27 protein-coding genes are annotated in these 25,521 nt (G+C 69.4%); 11 read left to right on the top strand and 16 right to left on the bottom strand.

Translation table 11 applies throughout. The annotated features are described in order from the left end of the window. Positions 1-66 precede the first annotated feature (66 nt). The 9 genes from HWX03_RS20580 to HWX03_RS20540 all read right to left on the bottom strand — a co-directional run bounded on the left by HWX03_RS20580 (position 67) and on the right by HWX03_RS20540 (position 7,334). Positions 67-1,032 (bottom strand): alpha/beta hydrolase, encoded by a 966-nt coding sequence (locus tag HWX03_RS20580; RefSeq protein ID WP_175872590.1) that lies wholly within the window; start codon positions 1,030-1,032, stop codon positions 67-69. Between the two features lie 70 nt (positions 1,033-1,102). Further along, entirely contained in the window at positions 1,103-1,912 is an 810-nt protein-coding gene (sctT, locus tag HWX03_RS20575; protein ID WP_175872476.1) for a type III secretion system export apparatus subunit SctT, read from the bottom strand. Continuing rightward, positions 1,909-2,445: a hypothetical protein gene (locus HWX03_RS20570; RefSeq protein WP_175872475.1), complete on the bottom strand. Its 537-nt coding sequence runs from the start codon at positions 2,443-2,445 to the stop codon at positions 1,909-1,911. The genes sctT and HWX03_RS20570 overlap by 4 nt, the downstream gene beginning before the upstream one ends. 37 nt (positions 2,446-2,482) lie before the next feature. Next, positions 2,483-3,832, bottom strand: coding sequence for a type III secretion system ATPase SctN (gene sctN / locus HWX03_RS20565; protein WP_175872474.1), 1,350 nt, complete (start codon positions 3,830-3,832; stop codon positions 2,483-2,485). Continuing rightward, on the bottom strand, positions 3,829-4,698 hold the full coding sequence (sctL, locus tag HWX03_RS20560) for a type III secretion system stator protein SctL (protein WP_175872473.1): 870 nt from the start codon (positions 4,696-4,698) through the stop codon (positions 3,829-3,831). The genes sctN and sctL overlap by 4 nt, the downstream gene beginning before the upstream one ends. Next, entirely contained in the window at positions 4,695-5,384 is a 690-nt protein-coding gene (locus HWX03_RS20555; RefSeq protein ID WP_175872472.1) for a type III secretion protein HrpB4, read from the bottom strand. Before HWX03_RS20555 ends, sctL begins: the two co-directional genes overlap by 4 nt. Positions 5,385-5,410: 26 nt before the next feature. Continuing rightward, complete coding sequence (sctJ, locus tag HWX03_RS20550; protein WP_175872471.1) at positions 5,411-6,265, bottom strand: type III secretion inner membrane ring lipoprotein SctJ; 855 nt, start codon at positions 6,263-6,265, stop codon at positions 5,411-5,413. 2 nt (positions 6,266-6,267) lie between these two features. Then, positions 6,268-6,693, bottom strand: coding sequence for a hypothetical protein (locus HWX03_RS20545; RefSeq protein WP_175872470.1), 426 nt, complete (start codon positions 6,691-6,693; stop codon positions 6,268-6,270). Between the two features lie 35 nt (positions 6,694-6,728). Next, positions 6,729-7,334, bottom strand: a complete 606-nt coding sequence (locus HWX03_RS20540; RefSeq protein ID WP_175872469.1) for an HrpB1 family type III secretion system apparatus protein — start codon at positions 7,332-7,334, stop codon at positions 6,729-6,731. A 260-nt stretch (positions 7,335-7,594) separates the two neighbouring features. On the opposite strand from HWX03_RS20540, the gene sctU reads away from it, so the two are divergent. The 11 genes from sctU (at position 7,595) to HWX03_RS20485 (ending at position 16,749) form a co-directional block, all read left to right on the top strand. Further along, entirely contained in the window at positions 7,595-8,668 is a 1,074-nt protein-coding gene (gene sctU / locus HWX03_RS20535; protein ID WP_175872468.1) for a type III secretion system export apparatus subunit SctU, read from the top strand. Between the two features lie 19 nt (positions 8,669-8,687). Further along, positions 8,688-10,742, top strand: coding sequence for a type III secretion system export apparatus subunit SctV (sctV, locus tag HWX03_RS20530; protein WP_175872467.1), 2,055 nt, complete (start codon positions 8,688-8,690; stop codon positions 10,740-10,742). Positions 10,743-10,763: 21 nt separating this feature from the next. Then, positions 10,764-11,447 carry a type III secretion system protein SctP gene (gene sctP / locus HWX03_RS20525; RefSeq protein WP_175872466.1) on the top strand — a complete coding sequence of 228 codons (684 nt, stop codon included), beginning with the start codon at positions 10,764-10,766 and terminating at the stop codon, positions 11,445-11,447. Between the two features lie 70 nt (positions 11,448-11,517). Continuing rightward, positions 11,518-12,612 carry a type III secretion system cytoplasmic ring protein SctQ gene (sctQ, locus tag HWX03_RS20520; protein ID WP_175872465.1) on the top strand — a complete coding sequence of 365 codons (1,095 nt, stop codon included), beginning with the start codon at positions 11,518-11,520 and terminating at the stop codon, positions 12,610-12,612. After that, positions 12,599-13,249 (top strand): type III secretion system export apparatus subunit SctR, encoded by a 651-nt coding sequence (gene sctR, locus HWX03_RS20515; protein ID WP_174433243.1) that lies wholly within the window; start codon positions 12,599-12,601, stop codon positions 13,247-13,249. Before sctQ ends, sctR begins: the two co-directional genes overlap by 14 nt. A gap of 15 nt (positions 13,250-13,264) precedes the next feature. Beyond that, the gene (gene sctS / locus HWX03_RS20510) at positions 13,265-13,528 is read left to right on the top strand and encodes a type III secretion system export apparatus subunit SctS (RefSeq protein ID WP_012339994.1); all 264 of its coding nucleotides are present in this window, start codon (positions 13,265-13,267) and stop codon (positions 13,526-13,528) included. After that, complete coding sequence (locus tag HWX03_RS20505) at positions 13,525-14,454, top strand: hypothetical protein (protein ID WP_175872464.1); 930 nt, start codon at positions 13,525-13,527, stop codon at positions 14,452-14,454. The genes sctS and HWX03_RS20505 overlap by 4 nt, the downstream gene beginning before the upstream one ends. Positions 14,455-14,612: 158 nt before the next feature. Beyond that, positions 14,613-15,635 (top strand): HrpD5 family protein, encoded by a 1,023-nt coding sequence (gene hrpD5, locus HWX03_RS20500; RefSeq protein WP_175872463.1) that lies wholly within the window; start codon positions 14,613-14,615, stop codon positions 15,633-15,635. 44 nt (positions 15,636-15,679) lie between these two features. Beyond that, the gene (locus HWX03_RS20495) at positions 15,680-15,943 is read left to right on the top strand and encodes a type III secretion system protein (protein WP_174433246.1); all 264 of its coding nucleotides are present in this window, start codon (positions 15,680-15,682) and stop codon (positions 15,941-15,943) included. 7 nt (positions 15,944-15,950) lie between these two features. Continuing rightward, a complete protein-coding gene (locus HWX03_RS20490) occupies positions 15,951-16,232 on the top strand; it encodes a hypothetical protein (protein WP_174433247.1) in 282 nt (93 codons plus the stop codon). A 61-nt stretch (positions 16,233-16,293) separates the two neighbouring features. Next, a complete protein-coding gene (locus HWX03_RS20485) occupies positions 16,294-16,749 on the top strand; it encodes a molecular chaperone Tir (RefSeq protein ID WP_174433248.1) in 456 nt (151 codons plus the stop codon). A 76-nt stretch (positions 16,750-16,825) separates the two neighbouring features. Here the strand turns inward: HWX03_RS20485 and HWX03_RS20480 are convergent, their stop codons facing one another. The 7 genes from HWX03_RS20480 to HWX03_RS20450 all read right to left on the bottom strand — a co-directional run bounded on the left by HWX03_RS20480 (position 16,826) and on the right by HWX03_RS20450 (position 25,511). Then, positions 16,826-18,361 (bottom strand): secretin N-terminal domain-containing protein, encoded by a 1,536-nt coding sequence (locus HWX03_RS20480; RefSeq protein ID WP_175872462.1) that lies wholly within the window; start codon positions 18,359-18,361, stop codon positions 16,826-16,828. Positions 18,362-18,384: 23 nt separating this feature from the next. Beyond that, entirely contained in the window at positions 18,385-19,134 is a 750-nt protein-coding gene (locus HWX03_RS20475) for a response regulator transcription factor (RefSeq protein ID WP_174434259.1), read from the bottom strand. A gap of 21 nt (positions 19,135-19,155) precedes the next feature. Beyond that, positions 19,156-20,343 (bottom strand): HAMP domain-containing sensor histidine kinase, encoded by a 1,188-nt coding sequence (locus HWX03_RS20470; RefSeq protein ID WP_175872461.1) that lies wholly within the window; start codon positions 20,341-20,343, stop codon positions 19,156-19,158. A 178-nt stretch (positions 20,344-20,521) separates the two neighbouring features. Beyond that, positions 20,522-22,288, bottom strand: coding sequence for a type III secretion system outer membrane ring subunit SctC (gene sctC, locus HWX03_RS20465; RefSeq protein ID WP_175872460.1), 1,767 nt, complete (start codon positions 22,286-22,288; stop codon positions 20,522-20,524). Positions 22,289-22,420: 132 nt separating this feature from the next. Then, positions 22,421-24,025, bottom strand: coding sequence for a shufflon system plasmid conjugative transfer pilus tip adhesin PilV (gene pilV / locus HWX03_RS20460; protein WP_175872459.1), 1,605 nt, complete (start codon positions 24,023-24,025; stop codon positions 22,421-22,423). 40 nt (positions 24,026-24,065) lie between these two features. Further along, positions 24,066-24,542 carry a type IV pilus biogenesis protein PilM gene (gene pilM, locus HWX03_RS20455; RefSeq protein WP_175872458.1) on the bottom strand — a complete coding sequence of 159 codons (477 nt, stop codon included), beginning with the start codon at positions 24,540-24,542 and terminating at the stop codon, positions 24,066-24,068. Next, positions 24,543-25,511: an ATPase, T2SS/T4P/T4SS family gene (locus HWX03_RS20450; protein WP_175872457.1), complete on the bottom strand. Its 969-nt coding sequence runs from the start codon at positions 25,509-25,511 to the stop codon at positions 24,543-24,545. Between the last annotated feature and the right edge of the window lie 10 nt (positions 25,512-25,521).

The following is a 25,521-nucleotide window of genomic DNA, read 5'->3' as shown; positions in this document are numbered from 1 at the left end:
TCCCAGGGACGTCTGTCGACCTTCGTCCTTATCGCGACAGAACCGGCGCGTATGCCATCCACGCGTTCAATCCGTGCTGCCCAGCGCTTCCCGCAGCGCAGCAGCGGCCTCTCGGTGTGCGTGCGCGGCTTCGGGAATCACGCGCCCCATCGAAAAAAATCCGTGGATCATTCCCCGGTAGCACCGCGCCTCCACGCGATTTCCCGCGCGGCGCAACTTGTCGGCATAGCCGGCATGCTCGTCGCGCAACGGGTCGTATTCGGCGGAAACCAGCCACGCCGGGGCGACGCCATGCAGATCGGCCGGCGCGTGACGCTCGCCGTCGAGCGGCGCAAAGCGCCAGTCCGCCGCATCGGCCGTGTCCCGCAGATAGTTGCGATGAATCCAGCGGATCACGTCGTGCGTCAGGAAATGATCTTCGCCGTAGCGCCGGTGCGCCGCGCTGCCCAGCGACGCCGACAGCGCCGGATAGATCAGCAACTGCATCGCCAGCGCAATGCCCATCTCGCGCGCCCGAACGGCGACCACCGCCGCCAGCGTGGCCCCCGAGCTTTCGCCGCCGACGGCCAGCCTCGACGCATCCAGACCATAGGTCAGCGCCTTGCGGTGCAGCCACCGCAGCGCATCCAGCGCGTCGTCCACCGCACACGGAAACTTGTGCTCGGGCGCGAGCCGGTAAGACACCGACACGACCGCGCACCGTGCGTCGGCTGCCAGCATCCGGCAGACGGCGTCGGCCGTCTCGAGCGAGCCGACGACATAGCCGCCCGAATGAAAGTAAAGCAACGCCGGCTGCGGCGCGCTCCAGTCCGCGGCACGCGGATAGTAGATGCGCGCGGCGATGTGCGCGCCGTCGCGCATCTCGATCAGGCATTCGTCGATGCCGTCGACGCCGCGCGGCGCGAGGTCGGCAAGCGGCACGTAGTACGCGAAATAGCGGCGCGCCTCTTCCAGCGGCAAGCGGTCGAGCGACACCGCGCCGGGCCTCGCGCGACGCTCGAGAAACTGTCTGACACTCGGTGCGACGGGCATGGGATGTCTCCTCGACGGGTACTTTGCGCCGCGTGTCGTCCCGCGCGGCGCATCGGGCGCTAATCGGGCCTTACCTCGGCAGCGCGAGCGCGCGCAACTGGTCGCCGACATGCAGCAACGCAACCTGGTCCTTCACCTGTCCGATGAACATGCCGATCATCAGCGCGAGCAACAGGACGGCCAGCGCGCCCTTGACGGGCTGCGCGAGCGAGACGAGATCGAGTTTCGACGCAATCCGCGACAGCAGCCCCACCCCGACGTCGATGAGCAGCAACAGCAGCACCGCCGGCCCGGCGAGCTTCGCGATCGTGACCATCAGCGAATCCGTCTGCTGCATCACGAACGCCTCGATGAACGCGCGCGGCACCGGCGTCAGGCTGCCGAGCGGCCACCACACGTAGGTCTGGAACACCGCGCCGAGCAGGAACGTCATGCCGCCGAGGGTCCAGAACGCGACCGTCGCGCACTGCATCAGCAGCGTGGAGGTCAGCGTCGTCTGCTGTCCGAGGCTCGGGTTCGTAATCTGCACGTTGTTGTAGCCGGTGAGATCGTCGATATAGGTGCCGACGGCTTCCGCGACCCAGAACACCGGCGACGCGACGAACGCGATCACCAGCCCAATGATGGCCTCCTTGACGACGACGGCCAGCAGGAAGCCGCCATGCAGTTGCGTCATCAACGCCTGCTGCCCGTAAGCGACGTAGATCGACCACAGCACGACCATCGCATTGCGGATGCGCTTCGTGATCAGCTCGCCGCCCGTGGGCGGAAAGATCGTCAGCAGCACGAGCAGACGCACGCCGCAGACGGCGACCAGGATCATGAACGACAGCAGCGCGCGCCCGAGCTGCGGAATACCGGTCGAGAACGGATCGATCATCGCGTGCGCTCCGTGGCGCCCCGGCGCGGCCCGTGTGCGGCCGGCGCGGCACGGCGACGCGCGACGAACGTTTCCTCGCTCTCCTCGTCCTGCAGATCGTCCGCGCGGGCCTCGGCGAGACGGCCCAGGCGATCCAGCCGCGCGCTGCACAGGTCGATCCGCACGTCGTGGCGGAGAATCGCGGTACGGGTCGTACCGATCGCCTGTTCGATCGCGGCCACGCTTTCTCGCAACCGCTCCAGCGTGTCGAGTTCCCGCGCGCGCCGTGCGTGCGCGTCGGCCAGCAGCTTCTCCCAGTCGAGCAGTTCGTCGATCCGCACCGGCCCGCGGCCGTCGAGCAGACGGTCGATGCGCGCGGTGCGCCGGTCGACCTCCGCCGCCGCTTGCGCGAGCACGCGCTGCTGCTCGGCCAGCCGCGCATCGGCCTCGTCGCGTTCGCGCTGCTGCTCGGTCAGCGTGTCGCGCAGCGCGGCCCGGGCACGCGTGAGGCGACTCCGGATCGTCGAGAATGCAATCACGCGCCTGTCTTTCATCGTCGTCGCCTTTCTCCTTTGGCAGCGGCGGCCGCGCTCACGCACGCAGGCCGCGCAGCGCGTCGCGTGTCGCGTCGCGCGTGCTGAATTCGTCGGTGCGCTGACAGAGGAATTGCCGGATGGCCTCGATCTTGCGCACGGCTTCGTCGGCGACCGGATCGCCGCCCGCCCGGTACTCGCCGAGTTGCAGCAGCGTTTCGATGTCCCGATGCTTGGCCAGCAGCCGGCGTACATGACTGGCCGCGTCGCGATGCGCGTCGTCCGTCACCTGCGGCATCACGCGCGACAGGCTCGCCAGCACGTCGATGGCCGGATACTGGTTGCGTGCGGCAATCTCGCGCGACAGGATCATGTGCCCGTCGAGAATGCCGCGCACCTCCTCGGCCACCGGATCGCTGCCCGATTCGTCCTCGGCGAGCACGGTGTAGAGCGCAGTGATCGAGCCGTGCTCCGACAGCCCCGCGCGTTCCAGCAGGCGCGGCAGCTCGGCGAAGATCGACGGCGGAAAACCGCGCCGTGCGGGCGGCTCGCCCGCGGCCAGCCCGATCTCGCGCTGGGCGCGCGCAAAGCGCGTCAGCGAATCCATCATCAGCAGCACCCGCTTGCCGCGATCGCGAAAATATTCCGCGATGGCCGTGGCCGAATAGGCCGCCTTCACGCGCTCGATCGACGAGCGGTCGGAGGTCGCGCACACCACGATGGACCGCGCGATGCCTTCCGGGCCGAGGATCTGTTCGATGAACTCGCGCACTTCACGGCCCCGCTCGCCGATCAGCGCGATCACGTTGAGGTCGCAGCGCGTGCCGCGCGCGAACATGCCCATCAGCGTGCTCTTGCCGACGCCGGCCGGCGCGAAAATGCCGACGCGCTGGCCTTCGCCGAGCGTCATCAGCCCGTCGACGACCCGCACGCCGGTATCGAGCGAACGCTCGAGCAGCGGGCGGCTCATCGCGTCCGGCGGCGCCGCGTAGAGCGCGGCGGTTTCCGTCGTGTCGATCGGGCCGCGGCCGTCGATCGGGCGGCCCATGCTGTCGACCACGCGGCCGAACAGCGCGGGACCGACCGGAATCGCGAGCGGCCGACCCAGCGCGACCACCTGGGTGTCACGCGACAGGCCGTCGAGGCGCCCGAACGGCGACAGCAGCGCCGTGTCGCGGGAGAAGCCGACCACCTCGGCGCATTGCATCAGTTCGCCCTGCCCGGTCCTGAGTTCGCACAGCTCGCCGTAGCGGACGTCGATGCCGCTCACGCGGATCAGCGTGCCCAGCGCGTCCATCACCTTGCCGCGGGTCGACAGGTGCGCCGCACGGTCGAACTCCTGTTCGAGCGTGTCGGTCAGCCGGATCAGCGCATCGATGCCGGCGGCGTCTCGCGACACGTCGCTCATGCCGGCACCCCGACATCCTCGGCCGGGCGCGGGCCGCTTGCGGGTTCCCGTTCCTGTTCCGGCGGTTCCGGCAACCCGGCCGCTGCCGCATGCGTCCTGACTTCGGCGAACGCGTCCGGTGCGAGCGTATCCGGCACGTCCGGCGCGTTCGCATCGCGCCGCAGCGCGGCGTCGGCCGCCATGCGGACCGCGTCGATCTGCACCTTGAGGCTCGCGTCGACCGAACCGATGTCGGTGTCGCACACGCATGCGCCCGGGTCGAGCGCGCGGTCCGCATGAACCGTCAGCTGGACCGGCTGGCCGCGCGCGCGCCACTGCGCCACCGCACGCGAGAAGGTCTCGACGGCCGCGTCGTGCTCGTCCGGATGCACGCGAACCTGCAGGGTCCGGCTGCCTTCGATGATGCGTTCGACCACCTCGCCGGCGCGGGCGAACAGCGCCGCCGGCTGTTCGTTGGCGACGATCTTCTCGACCGCGGATACCACCAGCCCGGCGATGCGCTGCTTCAACGACATCTGCAGTTCGTAGCGCTGCTCGAGCAGTTGCGCGGTGCGCGCATACCACTGCGAAAGCGCATCGCGGCTGCCTGCGTCGTAACCGCGCTGCTGCGCGGTGTCGTACTCGCCGCGGGCTTCGGCGCGCAGCGCGTCCGCGTCCGCGCGGGCCGCCGCGAGCATGCTGTCGGCATCGCGCGCCGCTTGCGCGAGGACTTCCGCGTGCTGGCGCTGCAACGCGAGATAGCCCGCGTCGAGCTGCACCAGCGACGCCAGCGCTTCGCGCGGCACGACGTCCGCGTGCACGCCGACGCCCGTGTTGCACGCGCGTGCCGCCTGTTCGGTGCCCGGTTGCCTGAGCCAGATGATCATCGCGTTTCCTCCTCCGCAAAAAAATCGTCGAGCCGCATCAGCACGCGCCGGCTGTCGTCGCGCGTCGCGTCCGCGTCATTCGCATGCAGCCACGGCGGCGCCACCGCATCGCGCGCCCATGCCAGGCGCAACAATCCTGCCGGCGCGTCGGGTTCGCACATGCCGCTCGCCCGGAACAGGCAAAAACCTTCCCAGCTCAACGCGTACTCGTCGAGATGATCGAGCGGATGCATGCCGAAGTCGCGGATCCAGCGGTCGACCGGTTGCACGCGCGGCTCGGCCATCAACCAGCGCAACGCCGCGGCGCCATGCCGGCCGAGCCAGCCGCAGACCTTGTCGCGGCTCTCGCGGTCGACCCAGTAACGCAGTTCGGCGCGCCGGCCGTAAAGGGCGCGCAGGCACAGCACGGCGAGCGCATCGTCCAGCGCCAGCGCGCCCAGCCGCCCGGCGTCGCCGCGAAACGTCCGATAGGCCGGCACCGGCAGCCCCTCCCGCGCGAGCCAACCCTCCAGCGCGCCGGCCCGCAGCCGGGTGAGCTGCGCGCCGCCCGTGCCGGCCGCCCGGCGCCACGCGTCCGGAAACCAGCCCGGCCCGATCCAGTCGGGCAGCCCGATACGGTTCGCCTGGTACTGCACGAGACGCCGTGCGAGCCCGAAGGCGACGCTGCCGTGTTTGTCGATATCCATGATCGTCCGCCGCGTCCGCGCGCCGGTCAGCGCCCGGCGCCGTCGGCGGCCGGCTTGCCTCGGAACGGGCCCACCGGCAGCTTCGCCGCCAGGCCGTCCGCCGCATGTCCAGCGGGCGCGCCCGGCGCGTCGGGCGCGTCGGCGTCATGCGCGCGCCGGCCTCGCTTGAGCGCCGCGACGACGAGCAGCGCGAGCGCCGCGAGTACGCCCCCGACGATCGCGATCGTGCGCCACACCCCGCCGCCGGACGGCGCGCGCGGCATCACGTCGAGCGGACTGCCGGCGACGGCCGTCAGGCTGACCTTGTCGTACGACAGCCCTTCGACGCTGTGGACCACGAGGTTCTTGATCTGCGGCTCGATCGTCGCGAGATTCGCCGTCGGCAGGTACTTGATGAACACCGACGCGGACGACGGCTTCACGTGCATCGCGAGCGGATCGTTGTCCGGCAGCACGATATGCACGCGCGCGACCATCACGCCGTCGATCTGCGACAGCGTCTTCGACAACTCCTGCGACACGCCGTAGATGAAACGCACGCGCTCCTCGGTCGGCGTCGACACGAGACCGTCCTTCTTGAAGAGATCGCCGAGATCGTCGTACTTGTGCGCCGGCAGTCCGTGCTCGCGCAATACGTTCATCGCCTGCACGATGTGCGCATCGTCAACCTTGGCGCTCCACGTCTTGCCGCCGTCCGCGCTCTCCTTCTTCGCGTCGATGCCCGCCTGCAGCAGCGCCGCGACGATCTCGTTGCAGTCCTGCTCGCTGAGGTTTCCATAGAGTTCCTGTTTGCAGCCGGCCAGCGCGATGCACAGCGCGACGCACGACATCACGCACACGCGCATGCTCGCGCGGCCGACGATCCTGATCCGGGCGTTCATGATCATTGGTTCTTCATCAGGGTTTCCAGCGCGCCTTTCGACGATTCGACCACGCTGATCTTCATCGACATGTCGACCTGCAGGCTCGCCGTCTCGATCTGCATCTGCACGGAAGCCGCCGCGATCTGGTTGAACGACATGTCGCCCGCGTTGTGCAGCATGTAGAGCGCGTCGTTGGAGACGGTCTGCAGCGCCTCGTCCTCGCTGAGCACGAGGTGCGTGGCGAGCGATCCGGCCTCGGAACCCTGCGGCTTCGGCGGCGCCGTGACGCCGCTCGTCATCATCTGCTCGAAGCTCGCGACCTCGTGCGGCGGCGCGACGACCGGCAACGCCGGCACGCCCGGGTCGATCACGTCGGCCGGGCCGGCCGCACCGCCGCCGCGTGCGATCGCCAGTTGAAAATCGGGTACGGGAGGAATCGGATTCATCTGGAGTCCCTTTTTCGAAGAGGCGGGCGACGCGTTCAAAGACGCAGGTACTGGCTTTCTTCCGCGGTCGGCGCCGCGCCGGACGGCTGGCCGCCGTCGGCATTCGCATCCGGCCCGGTCGTATCGTGCAACGTCGGCGTCTTGATGCCGAGCCGGTCGCGCAGGCGCTTCATCATGTCGGTCATGTGGAACACGCCGGTGGCCTGGGCATCGCGATTCGCGCGCTCGAGTTCGTCTCGCAACTCGACCGAATCGAGCAACGCGCGCGCGTCGTCGGTCAGGCTGTCCTCGTCCTCGCGCATCTTGCCGGCCACGATGCGCCAGTCGGCATTGCCGCTCGCCGCCAGGCAATAGACGAGCATGGCCCGCGCGCCGGGCATACATTCGCCGCGCGACGCGAGCCCGTCGAACACCGCGATCGCGTCGATCCAGTTGCGATGCACGATGTGCACGTAGCCGTCGTACAGGATCAGCTCCGGCCGCGCGGGCCGCATCACGTGAAGCGCGTCGAGCAGATGTTCGGCTTCGTCGCTCGTCATGCGCGGATTCGGAAACTTGTCGACCAGCGCAAGACGCACGATCTCGCGCATTGCACTGACGAGCCTGTTGCTGCACTGCATGTATTCGGGTTTGCCGTCCATGTTCGAGTCCGCCTTCAGGTAACGGGAATGTCGGGACGCGGTTGCCGTCCACGCTCCCAAGTTAGCAAACCGCCGCCGCGGCAACGCCACGCGTGCGAAGGCATTTCCCGCGCCGCGAAGGCCGCATCGCGCACGCGGCACGCGGCCGGCCCGAACGCCGCGTGCTTCGGGCCGGCCGCGCCGCCTTCGCCTGCATGCGTGTTCCCGGGCGGCGGCCGCGCTACCGTGCGACGACGCATGACGACGCGAACGGAGCGTTCATGAGCGACGAGAAAACCGAACAGCCCACGCGACGCAAGCTCAAGGAGGCGCGCAAGAAAGGCACCGTGGCGAAGAGTGTCGATCTCGTCGCGGCGGTGCTCGTGCTCGTCTCGCTCGCACTCTTTACGTTCGGCTGGCATCCGCTGCTCGACGCCCTCCACCAGAACATCTCGCGCGCGATCGATTTCTGTGCGTCCGAACGCTCGATGCAGGCGCTCTGGTCCGTGCTGATGCACGAACTGGCCAACGGCGCGATCGCGTGCTGCGTGATCAGCGTGGCCGCGGCGCTCGCGGCCGCGCTGTCGATCGGTGCGCAGGTGGGCCTGCAGGTGTCGTTCGACCCGGTCATGCCGAAGATGGACCGGCTGTCGCCGGCGGCCGGGCTCAAGCAGATCTTCTCGAAGCGAGCACTGATCGACCTGCTGAAGATGAGCGTCAAGGCCGGGGTGATCGCCGCCGCGCTGTGGCACGTGATCGTGTCGCTGTTTCCGTTGATCACGTCTGCGATGGCCGAGCCGCTGGCCGCGCTCTCGCAGATTCTGTGGCACGCGCTGCTGAAGCTGCTGTTCGCGGCTGCCGTGCTGTTCCTCGTGGTCGGCGTGGTGGACTGGAAGATCCAGCACTGGCTGATGATGCGCGCGCAGCGCATGTCGAAGGACGAGGTCAAGCGCGAACTGAAGGAGCGCGAAGGCGAGCCGAAGCTCAAGCACGAGCGGCGCAAGCGCGCGAAGGAACTCGTCAACGGCGGCGGCGAAAGCGTGGCGGGGGCGGTCGGCCGCGCGAACGTGGTGGTCGTCAATCCGACGCATTACGCGGTCGCGCTGCGTTACGTGCGCGGCGAAACGCCGTTGCCCGTCGTGCTGGCCAAGGGCGCCGACGACGCGGCGCTCGAGATTCGTGCGCTGGCGACGCAACGCGGCATACCGATCGTCGCCAACCCGCCCGTCGCGCGTGCGCTTTACAAGGTGGCCGAGCACCGGCCGATTCCGTCCGAACTGTTCGAAGTCGTCGCGGCGATCCTGCGCTGGGTCGAAGCGGTCGGCCCCGGCACGCCCGCTGCCGAACCCCGTTGATTCGCCCCTGGAGCGCGACATGTTCAAGAACCTGAAGTTACCCGCGAGCGGCGAAGTCGGCATCGCGGCCCTCGTCACCGCCATCGTTTCGCTGATGATCCTGCCGCTGCCGCCGGTCGTGATCGACATGCTGCTGTCGGTCAACATCTGCATCAGCGTCGTGCTGCTGATGGTGACGCTGTACGTGCCGTCGATCACGCAGCTGTCGGCGTTTCCGTCGGTGCTGCTGTTCACGACGCTCTACCGGTTGTCGCTCAACATCGCGTCGACCAAGTCGATCCTGCTGCACGCGGACGCGGGACACATCATCGAAAGCTTCGGCGAGCTCGTGGTCGGCGGCAACCTCGTCGTGGGCCTCGTGGTGTTCCTGATCATCACGACCGTTCAGTTCATCGTGATCGCGAAGGGTTCGGAACGGGTGGCCGAAGTCGGCGCGCGGTTCACGCTCGACGCGTTGCCCGGCAAGCAGATGAGCATCGACGCGGACTTGCGCGCGAACCTGCTGACGCCCGACGAGGCACGCCGCAAGCGCGCGCGGCTCGCGGTCGAAAGCCAGCTCTACGGCGGCATGGACGGGGCGATGAAGTTCGTCAAGGGCGACGCGATCGCCGGGCTCATCATCACGCTCGTCAACATGACGGCCGGTATCGCGGTCGGCGTCGCCTATCACGACATGACGGCCGGCGATGCGGCGAACCGCTTTTCGATCCTGTCGATCGGCGATGCGATGGTGTCGCAGATCCCGTCGCTGCTGATCGCGGTCGCCGCGGGCGTGATGATCACGCGGGTATCCGACGAGTCGGCCAAGCAAGGCAGCTCGCTCGGCGAGGACATGTTGCGCCAGCTCGGCGGCAACGCGCGCGCGATGTGGTTCGCTTCGGTGCTGCTCCTCGGCTTTGCGATGGTGCCCGGCTTTCCGTGGGAGCTGTTCCTGCTGCTGTCCGCGCTGCTCGCGTTCGCGGGTTACCGGCTCGGGCGGCGCGGCGACGGCACGTCGTCGGCCGCGCCGGGCAAGACGGTCTCGGCGCTGCAGCGCGCGGGATCGAAAGGCGACGCGCCGACGATCCTCCGGCACGCACCGCAGTTCACCAGCGCGCTCGGCGTGCGGCTCGCCCCCGATCTCGCCGAGCGCCTGTCGGCCGCCGCGCTGAACGACGCATTCGAGGCGCAGCGCATGCTGCTCCAGGAGCAGGTCGGCCTGCCGTTCCCGGGCATCACGATGTGGACCGCGTCCGACCTGGCGGCCGGCACGTTCGAGATTCTCGTGCTGGACGTCCCGTCGCTGACCGTGACGATTCCGCCCGGCAAGGTCATGGTGCCCGGCGCGGCGGCCGACCCGGCGCTGGCCGCGCAATGCGAGCAGGCCGGCGCGGCGGGCGGCCAGGCGAACAGCTACTGGGCGCCGGAACGCCAGCCGCTCGGCGGCGCGACGGTGTGGCGGGCGGAACAGGTGATCGCCAACGACACGATCGCGCTGCTGCGCGCTCGCGCGAAGCTGTTCGTCGGCATCCAGGAAACCCAATGGGTGCTGGAGCAGCTCGGCGCCGAATTCCCCGGGCTCGTCGCCGAGGTGCAGAAGGCGTTGCCGCTGCAACGGATCGCCGACGTGCTGCGGCGCCTGCTGGAAGAGAACGTTCCGATCCGCAACGCGCGCAGCATCATGGAGAGCCTCGTGAACTGGGGGCCCAAGGAGAAGGACATGCTGCTGCTGACGGAATACGTGCGCGGCGATCTCTCCCGCTATATCGCGTACAGCGCGACGGGCGGCGCCGCGTCGCTGCAGGCCGTCCTGTTCACGAGCGACCTGGAGCAGCATATTCGCCAGTCGATCAAGCAGACGCCGACCGGCAACTATCTCGCGCTGTCGCCCGATGAAGTCCGCACGCTCGCGGAGCGGATCGGCACTTACGTGGGCGACGTGCCGCACGACGAAGTCGCGCTCGTCACGTCGATGGACATCCGCCGCTACGTGCGGCGCATGGTCGAGGCGCACCTGCCCTGGCTGCGCGTGTACTCGTACCAGGAGCTCGGCGATTACGTCGAACTGCGCCCGCTCGGCCGCGTCACGACATGACGGCCGCGCGCCGGGACAGCCATGACGACCCACCCGATCACGCCGCGCATCCACGTGCCGGACGACGACCCGGACGACGCCGCGCACCGCACGCCGCGCCCGGCGCGGAGCCGGCGCGGCATCGACTATGCGGAACTGATACGCGATGCGCGCGAACGCGGCGAGCGCGCGGCGCTGCACGACGCGTTGCGCGCGCACGGCCGGCGCACGCGCGGCGATCCGCTCCGCAGGCCGGCTGACGCGGCCTCGTCCGACGACACCGCTGCCGACGCAGCGGGTCAACCGGACGCCGGCGAAAACGGCGCAGACGACGATCTCGACGCCGATGCCGACGCTCCGCCGGCCGAGCGCGCACGGCGGCTCGACGCACAGGTCCAGCCGTTCGTCGCGGCGCTCGGCGTCGAACAGTTGCGCGTGGTGGAGCTGATGCGCTTCGTCGCCGCGCACGTGGCCGATTTCTGCAGCGACGCGGCCGTGCTCGAGAACGGCAACTGGACCATCCGGCTCAGGCTCGATCCGGACCTGCTGCCCGGCTGTATGCTCGAACTGCATCTTTCGTATTTCGACCTCGCGCTTCGGTTCGACGCCGATGCGCCCGACACGCGTCAACTAGTGTGTCGTCATGTGCACGTGCTGCGCGAACAACTGGCGAATCTGCTGCATCGCCTCGCCGTCGCGCGCCACGTGTCGATCGAAGTCGCGTGACCGCCAGCCGATACGAACGGTTGCGCGCGCACCTACCGCCACGTCGAACGAACCGCTCACACACGACACGATGAACGCCACCGGCCAACCTGCTCGCCATGCCGTCCGCGCGCTGCGCGACGCCCCGACCGGGCTGCCGCGCATCGATGCGGAACTCGCGAGCGTTGCCCGTCTGCTCGGCGATGCGCGTCTGGCTGCGTGCGTCGCCGCGATCGACGGCGCCGCGGGCTGGCGGCTCGCGCCCGGCGACGTGGCGGACGGCAACCTGTGCTGGGTCGCGCTGCAATACGACGGTGCGCTGGCCTGGGTCGGGCTGAACGCCGACGCGCACCCGGCACTGGCGGCACTCGCGGACGACGACAGCGCGCCGCTGCCGTGCGCGATCGCGGGCCTGCTGCTCACGCCGCTGATCGACCTGCTCGACTCGTTCGGCGCCGTCAACGTCAGCGTCGCGGCGATCGGGCGTCATGCCCCCGCGCACGCCGACGGCCGCCGCGCGGCGACCGTCGGCATGTATTGCGTGCGTGATGGGCACCGCCATGCGTGCCGGATCGGGCCGGTCGATCCCGGCTGGATCGACCTGATCGAACGCCGGCTGGCCCGGTATCCGTCGCCGCTGCCCGCGCGGCTCGGCCGGATTCGCATGCCCGGCTACCTGGTCGTCGGCAAGAAGGCGTTGCCGATCGCGACGCTCAAGCGCCTGCGTGCCGGCGACGTCGTATTGCGCTTCGCCGATCCGGCATTCGCCGATTCGGACGGCACCGCGCCGGTCCACGCGCTTGCGCTGCGCTGGGGCGTGGCGGGCGCGCATCGGTACATCGCGCACGCCACGCTCGACGGCCCCCGACTCATCCTCGATACGGAACCCGCCATGACCGACCGCAACGACCACCCGGCGCCCGGCGCCCCCGACGCCGAGACCCAGACCTCGCTCGACGAACTCGAGCTGCCCGTCAGTTTCGAAATCGAAACGGTCACGCTTCCACTCGCGCAGTTGTCCGCGCTGCGGCCGGGCTACGTGATCGAGTTGCGGGGCACGCTGCGCGACGCGCGCATCCGGCTCGTCGCATACGGGCAACTGATCGGCATCGGCGAACTCGTCACGGTCGGCGAGCAGCTCGGCGTACGGGTCATCGACGTGTTCGGCAGCCATGACGCAGATTAACGAACTGACCGCGCTGCTGGTCGCGGTCATCGCGATCGGCCTGATCCCGTTCGTCGCGATGGTCGTGACCTCGTACGCGAAGATCGTCGTCGTGCTCGGACTGCTGCGCAACGCGCTCGGCGTGCAGCAGGTGCCGCCGAACATGGTGCTCAACGGCATCGCGATCCTGGTGACGCTCTACGTGATGGCGCCGATCGGGATGAGCGCGGCCGACACGATGCGCCACGAACAACTGGCGAATTCGCCGGCCGAGATCATGGTCCAGGCGTTCGGCGCATCGCAGGCGCCGTTCCGGACCTTCCTCAAGAAGCATTCGCGCGAACGCGAGCGCCTGTTCTTCATGCGCTCGGCGCACGTGATCTGGCCGGAGAGCCTCGCGAATGCGCTGCACGAAGACGACCTGATCGTGCTCGCACCCGCGTTCACGCTGACCGAGCTCGCCGACGCGTTCAGGATCGGCTTCCTGCTGTACATCGCGTTCATCATCGTCGATTTCGTGATCGCCAACGTGCTGCTGGCGATGGGCCTCAACCAGATCCAGCCGACCAACGTCGCGATCCCGTTCAAGCTGCTGCTGTTCGTGGCGATGGACGGCTGGTCGGCGCTGATTCACGGCCTGATCCTCACTTACAAGTAGACAAGCAGGCGCGCGATGAACACGGACACCCTGATCGGACTGACCTCGCAAGGCTTGCTGCTCTGCCTCTACATCTCGCTGCCGGCGATCATCGTGTCGGCGCTGTCGGGATTGATCGTCGCGTTCCTGCAGGCGATCACGTCGCTGCAGGACCAGACCATCTCGCACAGCGTCAAGCTGTTCGCGGTCATCGGGACGTTGCTGCTCACGGCCGGCTGGGGCGGCACCACCATCCTGCGCTTCGCCCTCCGGCTCCTGAGCGCGGCGGTGCCGACATGACGACCGTCCATCACGACCCCGGCGCGTCCGGCCCGCACGAGGTGGCGCCAGCCACGGCGGGCACGGCCGCGCAAGCGCGTGCACGCATCGACCTGCGTGCGCGGCTGTACCGGAACAGCATCTTCCGCCACGCGGCGCGCGCCTGGCATCCGTCGCACGGCGCCGCGCATGCGCGGCAGGCCGCGGCCGATCACCTGCGTCACCTGCTCGCCGCGCACGGCGGCGTGCCGCACCAGCCGGGCCGTCACGAAGGCCACGGCGCGCCGCGGCCACGACAACCGAATGCGCGCCCCGACCCGCAGCAGAAGCATCGGCAACAACAGCAGCAGTCACGGCATCCGAAGAGTCCGCCGCAAACGCCGAAGCACGACCGTCGCCCGCCCCGCCATCCGGCGCACGGCAGCTGGGCGCCGCGCCGGGACGCGACACCCGCCGCGCGCATGCCGTCGTTCAACGACGGCGGATCGCAATCGAACGGCGGTCGCCGCGACACGCCGGAGGACGGCAAGCGGCGCATCGATTCGATCCGGCGCGTGGCCGCCGCCGCCCGCACCGAACTCCAGGCGCTTGCCGCACGGACCGCCGACCAGCCGCTCGTCTACCCGGGCGCGATGCGCGAAGCGGTCATCCTGCAGCGTTGCGCGGGACACGACGCGTTCGCGGTCGCGGCCGACGTCCTGAAAGCCCGGCAGCTGGCGGGCGACGACGCGTCCAGCAGCTACGACGACCTGCTGAACTTCCTCGTCGACTTCAAGCGGCTGAGCGCCAGGACCGGCGCACGCGGCGCACTCACGCCGCTGCTGGCCTTCCACGACCTGCGCCGGTCGACCGCCGCGCTGCGCATGCGCTCGCTGGTCCGGCTCGACGCGATCGCGCGCGTCCGCCACGGCGTACCCGGCAGCGGACCCGGCGGCGAGGAGCCGTGAACGCACGCCGGTTCGCGGCACGCGCGATGCGTTCGCGATCGCGGCCGGATCGCGGCGCGCCGCTGCCTACACTCGCAAACATGCGGTAAGCGGTGGTGCCGTGCATCTGCGGCGCCGATCACCGAATCCCTGCCTGCCAACGGACCTGCCCTCCTCCCATGAAGACACTGCGCATCCTGACCGGCACCCATGCGGGGATTCAGGCGCGCCTGACGCCCGGTCGCTACCGGATCGGCGCAGCCGACGACACCGATATCTGCATTACCGACTGGGACGAGGACGACGTGTTCGTCGAACTCGACGAACACGGCGCGGTCAGCGCGCGGCGCGCGGATGCGGCCGCGCCCGATCAGTCGGTCGTGTGGATTCCCGATTTCGTCGCCTTCCCGTTCGGGACGACCGTGCTGTGCTTCGGCGACGAAGACGCCGCGTGGCCGCCCGACATCGAATTGCTCGCCGGCCTGTACCACGGCACCGGCGACAAGCCGGCCGCCGGCGAACGCGCGCCCGCTGCGAAGCGCCGCTCCCGGCTGCTGCTCGCGGCGGGGGCCGTCGTCGCGTTGCTGGCGGCAGGCGGTTCCGTGATCGCCAACGTCTGGCCCGATCGCGGCAGCGCACCGCCGCCGCCCGATGCGCGCTCGGTGGCGGCCCGGCTGGAGCGCCAGTTCCGCGACGCACGCATCGCCGGGCTGCGGGTCCGCGCGCAAGGCGACACGGTCGTCGTCGACGGCATCGTCGACGAAACCTCGCAGGACATCGCCGCGCGCGCCCTGCTCGCCCGCGCGGACTACCACGCGATCGCGCGCCAGTACGACGTCGCGCACGACGACGTCGCGAGCATCGAGGAATCGATCGGCATCGACGGCGTGCGCGTGCGCTATGCGGGCGACGGCGTGTTCGACGTGACGGGCGTCGCGCCGTCGATCGCGCGCGTCGAGGAAGCGCTGGGCCAGTTGCGCGCGGACCTCAACGCCAACATCCGGCGCCTCGACGTGAACGTCACCGAGGCGCCCGCGGCCAGCAGCGTGCTGTACAGCGCGATGCTCGACGTGGGCGCCACGCGTTACGTCCAGACGACCGACGGCGTCAAGCACGTGTTCACGTCGAGTACCGGCGACGCCGCCGGCGGTCCGCGGATATTGCGCGAATCGATCGTGCCCGGGCGCGACGCGATCCGCTAGTTCCCCGTCAACCCGGCCCGTTGCGGGCCATCGAAGGAGTTGCCATGTACGACGCACTGGAAGCCATGATCGACGAAATGAAGGGCCTCGAGCAGACGCTCGCGGGCGGCCATGCCGGCGCGCGGATCACCGCGATCGCGGCCGCGTTCGAGGACTGCGCGCAGCGCGTATCGGACGCGACCGCCGCCTGCGCCGATGCCGACGAGCGCGCGGCGCTGCAGAAGATCTACCGCGGGATGATCGCGGGCCAGCGCCTCGTGCATCGGCTGAACGAACTGGCCGCGGACGATTCGACCGTCAGCCATTGAACCGGTGTTGGGCGTCTCGTCCAGCCGCCGGGCGCGGGTGCCCGGCGTAATCGGCCGGCACGCGAAGCCGCACGGGCGTCGTGTGCCGGACCCGTTTGTCATTCAACTTGTTCCGGAGGAAGTTATGTCATTTGGCGCCAGCGCGGCAATGATGGGCATGATGCAGACGATGGTCAGCACCATGATCGAGGCCACCATGATCCAGGTGATGATGTCGATGATCCAGTCGGTCTGCAACATCGCGAAGACGGGCGCGCAGGATACCGAGGAGGATTCGAAGAAAGGCTGATCCCGTCGGGCGTGGCGGACGCGGCCCGCGCCGCGTTCGCCCGCGCCGGATCGTCGCGGTCATGAGCATCGAACGCTTCGCGGAAATCGTCCGCGACACCTGTGCCGTCGTCGGCCTGCCGGATGCGGACTACGTGCTGCAGACGCGCACGATCGAAGTCGAGGGCTTCGACGTGCGGCTCGATCATTTCGACAACGATCCCGAAGCCATGTACGTGAATTTCCACTACGGCACCGTCACCGCCGGGCGCACGCTCGTGATCTTCCGCCTGATGCTCGAGGCGAACCTGCTGATCTATGCGCAGGACCAGGCGCAGCTCGGGCTCGACGCCGACACCGGCGGCATCATCCTCATCCTCAGGCTGCCGCTGACGCCCGATGTCGACGGCGCCGTCGTCGCCGATACCGTCTCGCACTACACCGAACACGGCCGCTACTGGCGGCGCAACATCATCGAATCGACCGACGAGATGTTCCAGAACATCGTCAACGGCGATTACGCGTGGCTGCGCGCGTAGCGTCGGCATTGGCGTTGGTCGCGCACCCCCGCGTGGTCGCGACCGGCGCATGCGGTGCATGCGGCGCGGCCCGCGCTCATCGGCACGCCACGGCCGGCTGACCGGGCGGCGCGCCGTCACCCGTATCGGCGGGCGACGCGCAGCCGTCGGCCGGATGCGGCGCGAGCAGGATCACCCGCATCGATCCGTGCGCGGCTGCCGACGGGGACGCCCCGGGTTCCACCATCGCGAGCATCTCGCCCGGCCCGAGCGACGCACGCGCGACGTCGATCGCCGCACCGCGCCATTCGACGGCCAGCACCACGCCGGGCGGCTCGGTCCGCATGTCGAGCGCCGGCACGATGCGCAACGCGTCGTCCGTGGGCGGCCCCGCATCGGAGATCGCCACCGGGGTCGCGGCGGTGCCGTCCGATGCGGCCGTGTCCCGCTGGCCGCCCGTCCGCGCGACGGGATGCTCGGCGTGCCGTTCCCACGCGACGGCCACGCCGTCGTCCGTCTGAAGCGCGCTGTCGGTCAGCATGCGCACGCCCGGCATGCCGCGCAGCGCGGCGCCCAGGTTGCGCGCCGCGCGGGCCCGCATCACCGTGGCGCCCGGTGCGCCGAGCCCGATCGCGCCCAGCGCATCCGCATCGACTTCGGCCACCAGCAGGCCGATGCCGACGTGCTGCCGGGGCCGGTCGAGCGCGACGATCGCCCGCACGTCGGCGTCGAGCCGCTCGGGCCGGTCGCGCACCAGCACCGCGTTCGTGCCCGCATCGGCGCCGAGCACCGGCAGCGGCGCCTCGTATTCGGTGATGGTTGCGCGCAGGCCGTCGTGGGGATCGAGCACGCGCGCCGCGCGGCTCGCGATGCCCTGCACGACGTTGGTTCGACCATTCGCGAACGCGGTGCGGTCCGCCGCGTTGCCGTAGCGGAGCGGCACGATGCGCACCGCCGTCTTCACGCGCGCCCGCGCGTCGGCGTCGAGTCGCTGCGCCGCGCGGCCCACGAGCGCAATCCAGGCGGGCGGCCCGCGAAACGTGATGAGGCCGCGGGCCGGCGCGTCGTCGCGCGCGACGAAACGCACGTCGTCGATGCCGGTCTGCGCGAGCAGCGCATGCAGGTCCGCCGGGCGCGCGTAGTTGAGACGGACGATCAGCGTGGTCTGCGCGCCGGCCGCATCGACGTGCAGCACCGTGCCGTCGTAATACCAGACGAGCCCGTACCCGTGCGCGAGCATCTCGACGAAGCGCTGCGGCGGCAGCTCGAAGCGCCCTTCGACGCGGCCCGGCAGCCCGGCATCGAACGCAATCGGCACATGCGTCGCGGCGGACAGCGCACGCAGCGCGTCCGGCAGCGAGGCGCCGCTGGTGGAATAGCGGTACGGCGCGGACGACCACGGCGGCACGTTGGGCAGCGCACACGCATGCGCGCGGCAGTCGGGCGACCGGCGTCGCGCCGGCGGCGGTGACGCACGGGCGTCGCTCGCGGCCTTGCCGGCGGGCCGCCCGCGCGTTGTGCGGCGTGCGCGCGGCGGCGCGGCTGCCACTGGCGCGGACACCGCCGATGCCGGCGCGGCCTGACGCGGCGGCGCAGCCGGCTCGGGTTCGCCGCACGCGAGGTGCAGCAGCATGCATACGCTCGCGAAAAACCCGCTCAACGCTTGAACTCGATCGCCCCTTCGCCTTGCTCGACCTCCTGGTCCACGGGCATGTCGGCCAGGTTCAGCCGGTAGCCGCGGCCGTACACCGACTGGATCACCCAGTCGACATTCAGGTTCTTCAGGCGCGTGCGCAGGCGGCTCACGTACATGTCGACCGAGCGGCTCTGCGATCCGCCGTCCCAGCCCCAGACGACCGAATACAGATCCTGGCGCTGCACGACGATGCCGCGATGCGACGCGAGGTGCCACAGCAGGTCGAATTCCTTCGCGCCGATCGAGTGCGAGGTCGTGCCGCGGCTGATGTTCAGGTTGGCGCGGTCGAGGATGTAGTCGCCGACGATCATCCGGCGCCGTTCGCTGCCGGCTGTCTGGAAGCGCCGCAGCAGCGCGCGGATGCGCGCGAGAAAGACGATCCGGTCGACCGGCTTGATCAGGAAGTCGTCCGCCCCGGTGTCGAGGATCCGGACGATTTCCTCTTCGTCGGAATGCACGGTCTGAAACATCACCGGGACCGTCGAGCGCGATCGCCCGCGCACCCAGTTGAGCAGCTTGTCGCCCGACAGGCCGGGCACGTCCCAGTCGAGGATCATCAGGTCCGCCCAGTGATCCGACAGATGGTTGCGTGCCTCGATGCCATTGTCGAACGCCTCGACCTGGTACCCCTCCGCCTTGAGCCACGAAACCAGCATCGTCTGCTGGATCCGGTCATCCTCCAACAACATGATTCGCGTCTGATTGAGCATGTTTGCGATCCGCTCGGGCCCTCAGCCCGGTGTCAAGCGCCGCTGACGAGGTGCCTGGTCGAGCGGTGGGCGCTCCAGCGCCGCAGGGCCAGTGCGCCGGCCGTCCGGCGAGTTTCGGATACCGGCCTGCAGCACGAGGCGCGGCAGGCGCAACACGAAATCCGTACCGGACTCGCGATTGACCTCGGCATGCAGCGTGCCGCCGTGCAGCACGACGATGCGCGCGGCCAGCTTGAGGCCGATGCCGTAGCCGCCCGATGCCTTCGGCGACAGCGCGTCGAAGTCGGTCATCGGGCGATCGGGCGAGAGCCCCGGCAATCCGCCCGCCTCGTCGCCGACCACCACGACCGCCGTGCCGTCCTCGACCCGGAGCGACACCGTCACGCGCGCCCCGGCACGCGATGCCTGGATCGCGTTGTCGATCAGGTTCTGCAGCGCGCGCATCACGAACACCTGCACGCCGCTCATCCAGACGGCCGGCCCGTCGGCAAGCCACAACCGCAACGCGACGTCGCGATAGACGGCGGCCACCTCGAGTTTCGGAATCAGGCTGCGGATCGCGCGGCGCAGATCGAAGCGCACGAAATCGCGATGACGAACGACGTCGGCTACCGACGAGAAGATGTACTGATCGCCGAGCGACAGCGCGTAACGCGCGAGTTCGGCGATCCGCTGCATGCCGCCGCACGCTTCGAACGCCGCCTGATCGTGCTCGTGCAACTGCGTGAGCGCGACGATCGAATTCTGCGGCGAGCGCAGGTCGTGCGACAGGAAGCGCAGCGATTCGGTACGGTGGTCGAGCGCCTGGTGCAGGTCGGTCACGTCGTGCAGCCACGCGACGGCCGCAGCGGGACTCCCCGGGCGGGCCCGCTCGAGCTTCACCCACAGCCAGCGGCCGGCCGCCTGCAGCTCGATGCCGCGTTCGAGATCCTGCTGCAGCGCGCGGTGCGCATCCGTATCGTCGTCTGTGCCGCCATCCGGCCGACACGCGCGCAGCAGCGGCAACAGCGGCACGCCGGCGTCGAGCGGCCGTTCGAGCAGGCGCGCCGCGACCGGCGTCGCGAACAGGATCGCGCCGCGCCCGTCGACGGCAATCGCGCCCTGCGGCTGTGCGTCGAACAGGACCCGCGCCCAGTCGATCGCGGACGGCGGCCCGTCTGCCGTCAACGGGCGCACATCGGATCCAGGCTTCGTCGACATCGATGCCATTCAGGTTTCCGTTAATCAGAAGCGGGCAGTCCGGCGAGCATATCATTAGTAATATAAAACTAATAATATTAGATTTATTTATACCCGGAAATTGGTGTCAAATTCAGATGGAAATCGCCATCGAAATTCGATTGGCCATGTTTAGAAAATGAAATACCTTTCGTTTAGCATTTCGCATTCATAACTCGATGATTCGCGGCGTCAGCAGAAACAGGCGTTCCATCCGACTGTTCTCGCGATTCGTATATTTGAACAAATTACCTATTACGGGAATTTTTGAAAGAACGGGCACGCCCGTCGTCGTATCGCTGCGGCCGTCGTTCTTGTAGCCGGCGATCAGCAGCGCCTCGCCTTCATTGACGAAGGCCGACGTATTGATGTTCGTGCTCGAGATCACCGGGATATTGTCGACGGTCCGCGACGTCAGCTGGCCATCCTGGATCGCGACGTCGAGCTTGATCTGCGTTCGGCCGCCTTCGTTGACGACCATCGGCAGGACGCGCAGCGACACGCCGGTCGACACGCTGTACAAATCGGCCGACGTGTATCCGCTCACGCGCACGAAGAACTGCGTCTGGTTCGCCATGTCGGCTTCGATGTTGTCGAGCGTCGTGACTTTCGGATTGGCGTCGATCTTCGCCAGGTTCTGCTCCTCCAGCGCCGACACGTTCGCCATCAGATAGCGGCCCGCGTTGCCGATCACCGCCGACAGCACGCCGCCCACCGGCATCGCCGCCGCCGTCACGTTGCCGGCCAGCGTCGTGTTGCCGAAATTCTGGGTCAGCGTGCCGTTGTAAGTGTTCTGCGCGCCCAGGCCGTTGCCCGTCTGCAGGTCGATATGGCTGTTGTGCGCGGTCCAGTTCACGCCGAGCTGGCGGACCGACGACGTATCGACCTCGAAGATGTGGGCCTCGATCTCGATCAGGCACGGCTTGACGTCGAGCCGCTGGATCAGCGCCGGATACTGGTACATCCGGTCGGGCGTGTCGCGGATCAGGACCGAGTTGGTGCGCTGGTCGGCCTCGATGACGGGCAGCGTTTCGTCGTCGCCGCCGCCGGACGCCTGCCCGCCGGCATTCGGCCCCGAGCTGGCGACGGCCGACGACAGTTGTTGCGACGGCCGCCCCGACAGGCCCGACAGCAAGCCCAGCGACGATTCGCCGTTCGCCAGCGTCGTGCCCGGCGGCAGCGGCGCGGACGGTCCGCCCGCCTGCATGCGCGCGCCGCCGACGTTGCCCATCGGCTGCGCGCGCTGGACGTTCGGCGCGCGCCCGCCGCCGCCCGAATTGCCGCCGCCGCCCTGTTGCGGGTGATAGACGTTGTTGAGCACCGTCGCGACGCCGAGCAGGTTGATGCTCTGCCCGTCGGCGACCACCGAGCGGTCCATCGCCCACGCGTGATGCAGCGGATAGACCTGCACGACGGTGCCGGCCCGGTGCCGCGTCGTCGTATCGAGCCGCTGCGCGACATCGCCGACGAGCTTGACGTAGTTCGGCGGCCCGTTCACGATCGCCGCGCCCTGCACGTCGTCGTAGGTGATCCTGAAGCGCGGATCGGTCACGTTCATCGCCGCGAGCGTGCTGCGCAGTTGCGCGGTGCTGCCGTGATCGAGCTTGATCAGCGTGCTCTTCATTTCGTCGGGCGTCACGATGTCGAGCACCTGGCCGTCGTAGTACCAGACGAAGCCGAACGACGACGCGAGCGTGTCGAGCAGGCGCTGCGGCGGCATGTGGAACTTGCCCGTGACGCTGCCCTGCACGTCCTTCGAGATATCGGCCGGAATGCCCTGGCTGGCGGCGAAATCGCGCAGCACGTCCTTGATGTCCTTCGAGTCGGCCGTGTAGTCGACCATGCGCGTATGCCAGTTCACGGGCGCGGCGTGAACCGTCGCCGCCACGCATGCGGCGACGAGGATGAACAGCAGGCCGAAGCGGAAGATGGGCATGGTTGTCTCGCTCGCACGAAAGGCAGGTCGTGGGATCGATGATTGGCCGCCCGCCCGGTCGCGTCAACGCCCGGCGCCCCGTCGCATCGCCCCCGCTTCCGGTGCATGCATGTCGGTTCGCATCGCGCCCGGTCAGTAGTAGGTGTTGATCGTCCAGCCATGCACGACCGGCGTATTGGGAATCGCCTGGTTCTGCTGGCCGAGCAGGCTGCTGGTCCACGGCGTGGTGATGACGGCGTAGGTCGCCCAGCTCGTGACGATCCGGACGCGGTACGTGCCCGGCTTCACGGCTTGCGTGAGCGACGTCGTGATGCCGCCCGAATCGTCGATCAGCGTCGGCGATTGCGCCTCGGTATGGCCGTAGCTCGCCGACAACGCGTCGTTCATCACGTCGACGGCCTGCGAGAGCTGCGCCTGCGCGCCGCGCTTGCCGGTGCTCACGCCGTCGTTCAGGTGCCCCCAGGTCGTCACGGCGATGATGCCCGGCTTGGCCATCGTCACCGGCACATAGTAGTAGTACGAATAAGTGCCGTTCGCACCGTTGTAGGTGAACGGTCCGCTCGACCACGCCCCGCCGGGCACGCCGCCGCACCCGGCGTAGTCGGTCGCGTTCGGCGAGGCCATCAGGATCGTGCAGCCCGTCTGGTTCGTGACCGGTTCGATTTCCGCCTGCGTCTGCCACGTGCCGTCGCGGCACGACAGCACGCGGCCCGACGCGTCGGTGGTGACGGGCGTCGTGTTCGCTTCGTCCGGCGCGCACGGTGCGCCGACCGTCTGCCCGTTGCCGAGGTCGAGATAGCCGGCCTCGTTGACCGCCAGCGCCTGCCATGCCGTGCCGTTGAACGTATAGGCGCGCCCGGTGGCAAGCGTCACCGCGACATCGCCCGGCAGCGGGTTCGGCAGGCTGCCGAGTGCCGCGGCCGACGCGACGGGGTCGCGCCAGTGCAGCGACGTGATCGGTTTCCACATGCCGCTGCTGCAGGTGACGACATGGCCCGACGCATCCGCCGCGATCGAGCCCGCCGCGGACGTACAGGCGGCGTAGTCCTCCTGCTGCGCCAGCGTGACCGGCACCTGCATCGTGTTCAGCGCGGGATTGCCCGGCACGCTGACGCGATAGAGGAAATCGCCGTTCTGCGCCTGCGCGTTGGCCGGAAACACCTGGCTCACGAGATGGCCGAACCCGGTCGCGTTGCCCGAGCACGATTTGCGCGACGGGTTCGGTGTCGCGATGCTCCACGCACCGTACGCGCCGAATGCCGCGCCGGCCGCATTGTTGGTGCGCGGAATCGAGCCGCCGCCCGCGCCCGCATTCGCCGCGATGTAGCCGAGCTGCACGTCGCCGATCGTCGCGCCGCCTTCGGTCACGAGCAGCCCCTGCACGGTCGTCGCGTCGATGCCGTAGACCAGCAGGCACGGCGTCTGTCCGTACGCGTTCTTGCCGGACACGCCGGGCGGCAGATAGCGCGCGAGCGGGTAGCTGCCGCCCGCGAGGGACACGACGACCGGCACGGTCGGCGTGGCCGCGCCCGCGAGCGCGCTCTGGTTCTGCGTGATCAGCTGCGCGGCGGCCTGCGTCATCTGCGCCTGCCAGGCGGCCGCCTGTTGCCCCTTCGCGTCCGCGAGGGAGGTACTGATCATCGCCGTGACGCCCACGATCATCAGCGATGCGATCGCGAGGGCCGCGAGCATCTCCACGATCGTGAAGCCGCGCTGACGTTTGCGTGATGGGCTCATGATGAAGTCGACGAGTTCAGGGGCGGCGCCGCGCCGCCCGTCAATACGCTTGTGCCATCCAGACCGGCGCACCGTCCGGGACGGCGGCTGCGACGACAGCCGGCAGGGCGACCGCCGGATTCCCCGGCGACACGATCGTGCCCGCGTGCGCCACGCCGGCAAGCGCCGAATGGAACGCGAGCGCCTCGATCACCGGAATCGCCGCGCCGGCCGCCGTGGAGGTCGTATAGACGACGACCGTGCTGCCCGCGACCGTCGTGTTCGGTGCGACATAGACCCGCCACAGCGGATTGCCCGCGCCTGCGCCGAGATACGGCCCGAGCGCCCCGTCCGATACCGTGCCGGCCGCGGCCGGATTGGCGAGCGCGTACCGCACGCCGGCGAGCCGGTAAGCCGCCATGCTCTGCCCCATCGACATCGCGGTGACGGTCGGTGCGGCATCGACCGCACGCGCATCGACGAGCGCGTAGACGCCGGCGAGCGCGATCATCGCAGCCGCGATCCAGAGCGCAAACATTCACCCGCCTCCCCTGAGCGACGCCAGCGCGTCCGATGCGATCATCGACTTCATCTGCTGGCGCAGCGCGTCGCCGAGTTCGTCGTAGCGCCCGTCGCGTACCTGCGCCCGCGCCGGCGCGCTGTCCGCCAGCATCAGCAACTGGGCCTCGAACCGCCGCTGCCCCGGCGCCCGCCTGGCGAGCCGCTGGTGCAGCACGGCCGCGAGACCGTCGGCGAGCAGCGCCCGCACCGACGGCGCGTCGAGCACGCGGGCCGCGAGCGTATGCAGCCGTGCGATCGCGCGGCCCACGTCGTCGGCCAGGACCGTGCTCACGATCAGGTGGCCCTCGCGGGCCGCCAGCAGCACGTCGATCATCAGCGCCGGATCGTCGAGGTTGCCGACGAAGATCACGCGTGCGCCGCAGCCGAGCGCCGCCCGCAAATCCTCCTGCCGGTCGGCGCTGGTCAACGTCGGGATGCAGACGCCTTCACCGTAAGCCCCGCCCGGCGCCACGTCGATCGGCTCCTCGATCGTCATCGCGATGCCGCCGTGCAACGTCAGCCGCTCGCGCACGAGTGCGCCGGCCGTGCGGGTCTTGCCGCACTTGGCCGCGCCGCAGATCACGACGAGGCCGTCGAGGTCCGCGCGCAGCAGCCGCCGCACGTAGGCGCCGGGCAGGCCGAGCCCCGCGAGCGACGCGAGTGTCGGGTCGAGACGGCGCAGCACGTACATCGGCCCGTCCGGCGTCGGCATCACGCGCACCCGGTACGGCACGCCGCCGTACTCGAGCCGGAACGCCCGCGCCCCGGGCCGGGCGCTGCCGCACGCGAACTTCAGCGCATCCAGCTCGGCCCGCAGCGTCGGATGCGTGGGCAGCGCCCGCACGCGCTCGGCGGTCCCGTCCATGAAGCAGTCGCCGATGCGCGCATGCCCGAGGTACAGGTAGGAAAAGGCCAGCCGCTGCAACGATTCGGTTTCGAGGGTCATCGCGTCGGTT

The organism is Burkholderia sp. BCC0397 (assembly GCF_902832865.1).
Taxonomy (GTDB): domain Bacteria; phylum Pseudomonadota; class Gammaproteobacteria; order Burkholderiales; family Burkholderiaceae; genus Burkholderia.
Note: the sequence above shows the minus strand (reverse complement) of the source record. Positions and strands in the feature narration are given on the sequence as shown.